General features: G+C 37.7%; 3 protein-coding genes. All 3 read right to left on the bottom strand.

Annotated elements, in window-relative coordinates; all coding sequences use genetic code 11:
- Positions 1–1,416: hypothetical protein (locus tag AB4Y90_RS16395; RefSeq protein WP_441558645.1), on the bottom strand; the 1,416-nt coding region annotated here is incomplete at its 3' end.
- Positions 1,417–1,492: 76 nt separating this feature from the next.
- A complete protein-coding gene (locus AB4Y90_RS16390) occupies positions 1,493–3,238 on the bottom strand; it encodes a phage tail sheath family protein (RefSeq protein ID WP_441558644.1) in 1,746 nt (581 codons plus the stop codon).
- A gap of 45 nt (positions 3,239–3,283) precedes the next feature.
- Entirely contained in the window at positions 3,284–3,733 is a 450-nt protein-coding gene (locus AB4Y90_RS16385) for a DUF4255 domain-containing protein (RefSeq protein WP_441558643.1), read from the bottom strand.
- Positions 3,734–3,769 lie beyond the last annotated feature (36 nt).

Genomic DNA, 3,769 nt, shown 5'->3' with positions numbered 1-3,769 from the left:
TTCTTCCACCATGTTGAAGAAACGACGTACTGAAATGTATCTCCACTCATTGCTGTTTCCGTCTAACGTTCTTGCTCCCCAAACCAAAGTTCCTTTTCCTACAAAAGTTCTGATTGCGTTGATTGATTTTCCGGTTGCAGGATGTACATTAAGCGAATCTTGCTCTCTGTCAGAGATTTTTACTGTTGGTGCTACTACGAAGTTCAGTCCAAGATTTGCCGGCGATTTCCATACTCCGGAAGTAGAATCTACTTTAGCATAAACTCCTGCCATTGCAGATGATGGAGCCAATACTACAGATTTAGATTCAATAGCTTTTTTAGCCAGATTATAAAATTCTGAATTTGAAGTTTTCAGTTCTGCTAAACTTGCAATACCAAACGTACCTGTAACTAAAACCTCAGCTTCATTGAAATCATAATTCAAAACTGTTTTCAATTTTGGATGATAAGCCGCTCCATATTTTAGACCCGTTGAAGATACTTTATTTCTAAAAGTAGCTTCATCTCTAAGAACATCCATAATTACAAATCTGTCCTTCATCAATTCTGCCTGATTCAAAGCGCTGTTATATAAAGAATAAACAGCAGTTACATCAACATCATTAATACCAGAAAGGTCAGCAGCATAATTGGCAGCAGCTTCAGCAGCAGTTTGAGCAGTAGTAGAAATTGCAGTAAAAGTAGCGGCAACAGCTTGAGCAGCATTTTTAACACTAAAAATGTTGTTACCAGCAGTTTGAGCAGCAGCTACAACAGCTTGAGCAGCTTTATTAGCGGCTACTTGAATAAGATTATTTGCATCAGTTACAACATAAGTAGCAGCGACAGCAACAGCAGCGGCAACAGCATCTGCTACAACATCTTCATCATTAACAGCAGTTTGAACAGCTTTAGCGGCATTTTCAGCGGCAATTGCGATCTCCTTATTATCTTCTGCAACTTGAGAAGCATCTTCTGCAACAGAAATATCTGAAGCAGTAGGAACCAAACCTTGAAGATCAGGGAAAATCACCAACGTAGGCTCATCTTCTTTTTTTAACAAGTCAAGACCAGCCTGCAATTCACTTACACTAACCGCTGAGTAATAAACATTTTCTGCTCCTACAGAAACGATATAACAAGYACCACCGCCGTTTGCAAAATACATTTGCATCGCGTAGTACATTTTAAAATCGCTTACTTTAGGCTGTGTAGCTGTTGCAACGCCGTCTTTGAATGCTACAGCAAAGGTTTCGGGGTTTGCTTTTCCGAAAAGAGTTTCGTATTCCAACATTGAAGAGATTCTTGTTGGTTTGTTTTTTGGTCCATCAGCGGTGTACCCAATGAATGCGGGAATAGCTGTTTCAACTTGCGCTACGGAAGGCGGAAATTTTGCCAGCTCCTCCACATAGACTCCAGGGGTTTTGTAATTCATTTTTTAAAAATTTAAATTAATATTAATTATTCCTCGAAGTAAAAACTCCGAATGTTGAATCGTGATCGATTGTGTTTTAAGATTGTTGTAATTTGTGTGAGAAATTGAGTATGATAAACTCTGCAGGGCGTACCAATGCTACTTTGATTTCTACGATCATCGTATTGGTAATAACATGGGTAACAGGATCTTTGCTTCCGTAAACTTTTACTTCGTAAGCTTCTTTCGGAGTGCTGCCTGCCAAAGCACCGTCCATCCATTGCTGGTTTAGAAAATTTTCCAGCATGGTTTTTGCGCGTAACCAAGTGTGGGGAATATTGGGTTCGTTAATAAATTTTCCGAGTGCTTCGCCTATCGATTGTTTAATCATATTGTAATAGCGACGCACATGCACATACTTCCATTCGTTGTCTTTTTCATCGCTTTTTTTGTCTTTTCCGTCAAGAGTTCTGGCTCCCCAAACCAAATTACCTTTTCCGGTGAAAGCCCTGATTGCATTGATCGATTTTCCGGAATCATGGATGTTGAGGTCAGACTGTTCCTGATCTGAAATTTTTTCTGTAGGTGCAATTACATAATTAAGACTTACGTTTGCAGGAGCTTTCCACACGCCTCTTGTATTGTCTATTCTTCCGTATAATCCTGCGATTGCTGATGATGGCGGCAAAACAATATGTAAAGATTTTATTGCGTCTTTTATTTGATTATAAAGTAAAGAATCTGAAGCTTGTAAGGCTTTCAATGTTAAACCATTTGCGTTTCCTGTTTTATCTTCTGTATTCAGAATTGCTGTTTTTAATGCATCGAACTCCTCGCTAAACAAAGGTGTACTCTCACCTGAATCTTCAGGCATGATAAAATCGTCTATTGTACCGTCATAAATGGCATTTAAAACTATTTTTGATTCGGTGATCGCTTCTGTTAAAGCCGTTTTGACATCGGCGGTTTCGTTTACTTCTTCTGCAATTGCAATAGCCTGACCTAATAAATCTGCGAGTACAAAACCATCTGCAGATCCACCGGAAATTTCTTCGATAGCCAGATTTTTTAATTCGTCCAGCGCAGCAATTTCGCCTGTATAAAAACTGGCGCTGTCCTGAACTGTTTCCTGCAGACCGGTATGTGTTATTACTGCTTGCTCTTCATCAAAATTATAATTCAGAATTGTTTTTAAATGTGGAAAATAAGCTGCTGCATGATTCGTTGTATTTACTTTAGCCCTAAAAGATTCAATGGTATTAAGGTTATCAGATTGGATTACAGAGTTTTCTTCATAAATATCTAAAATGGCAAACCTGTTTTTGGTTTCCAGCTTTCCTATGGTATAATTGTAAAGGTCGTAAAAATTGGGCTCGGTTAGCGATACCGCCTCGGGGAAAACAATAAGAACCGGATCTTTAATAGCTTTTAAAGTTTCTATCTTATCAAGCCCGTTTTTTAGTGAAGATAGCTGTACTCCCGCCAAAGTTGTATCATAAGTTGCTACGGAAACAATATAACACGGACCGCCGCCATTGGCAAAATACATCTGTAAAGAATAGTACATTAAAAATTCTACTTCCGGCGTTACAAGAGTTAAGCCTTTGTCTTTAGTATCTTTTAGACGGATATTTTCTTTTTTTGCTTTTCCAAACTTATCTTCATATTCCAAAAGAGAGTTGATTCTAAGCTTGTCATTATTGTTATCATTAATATCATAATCATCAGGAATTAGCTCGGTATACCCAATAAATACTGGCATAGCGGTATCTGGTAGCGCAACTGAATAAGGAAGTTTTGTAATTTCTTCAATTGAAACACCGGGTGTTGTTGGATTTGGCATGGTTTAATAATTTGAAAAAATGGTTATTAGTTTTTGTTTTTTTGGTTAATTAACTTTAATGCTTTCTATATTAATATCATTAATTAATTCAACTGAGGTTTCGTCTTTAGCCACGATTTTTATGACACTAATTTTATATAAAACAGAAGGCATTACTTTTCCGCCCAATAATCCCCAGATGTAACTTAGCTGGTCGAAAGGAACAGAGTGCAGCTCGATCCTGAATTTAAAATCATTCTCTGTGTTTTCATTGGGATCATTATATTCTAACACATTATTGGTCTGAAACACTTCGATTACTTTAGAAATATTTGCCAAAGCATTTACATAAGTTACCCTGTTGGCAGAGATCATCACATATAAGTTTAAATACGCCGGCTGACTCTCCAATTTCATGTCGTACTGAGTCGGGTTTTCGCTTATGAGAACCTTATTGTACCTTGATCTGTTTTTCAAGGTAGATTCTTCTTCTACGTTGAGAAGGGTGATTACCACCTTATTATCCGAAGGGTGATTACCACCTTATTATCC

The organism is Chryseobacterium sp. 2TAF14 (assembly GCF_052115105.1).
Classification (GTDB): Bacteria; Bacteroidota; Bacteroidia; order Flavobacteriales; family Weeksellaceae; genus Chryseobacterium.
The sequence above is the reverse complement of the archived record's forward strand: the minus strand, read 5'-3'. Positions and strand labels throughout refer to the sequence as shown.

Bases quoted from the DNA above. Each gene is read 5' to 3' on its own strand.
- AB4Y90_RS16390 (WP_441558644.1), bottom strand. From the start codon at position 3,238: ATGCCAAATCCAACAACACCCGGTGTTTCAATTGAAGAAATTACAAAA.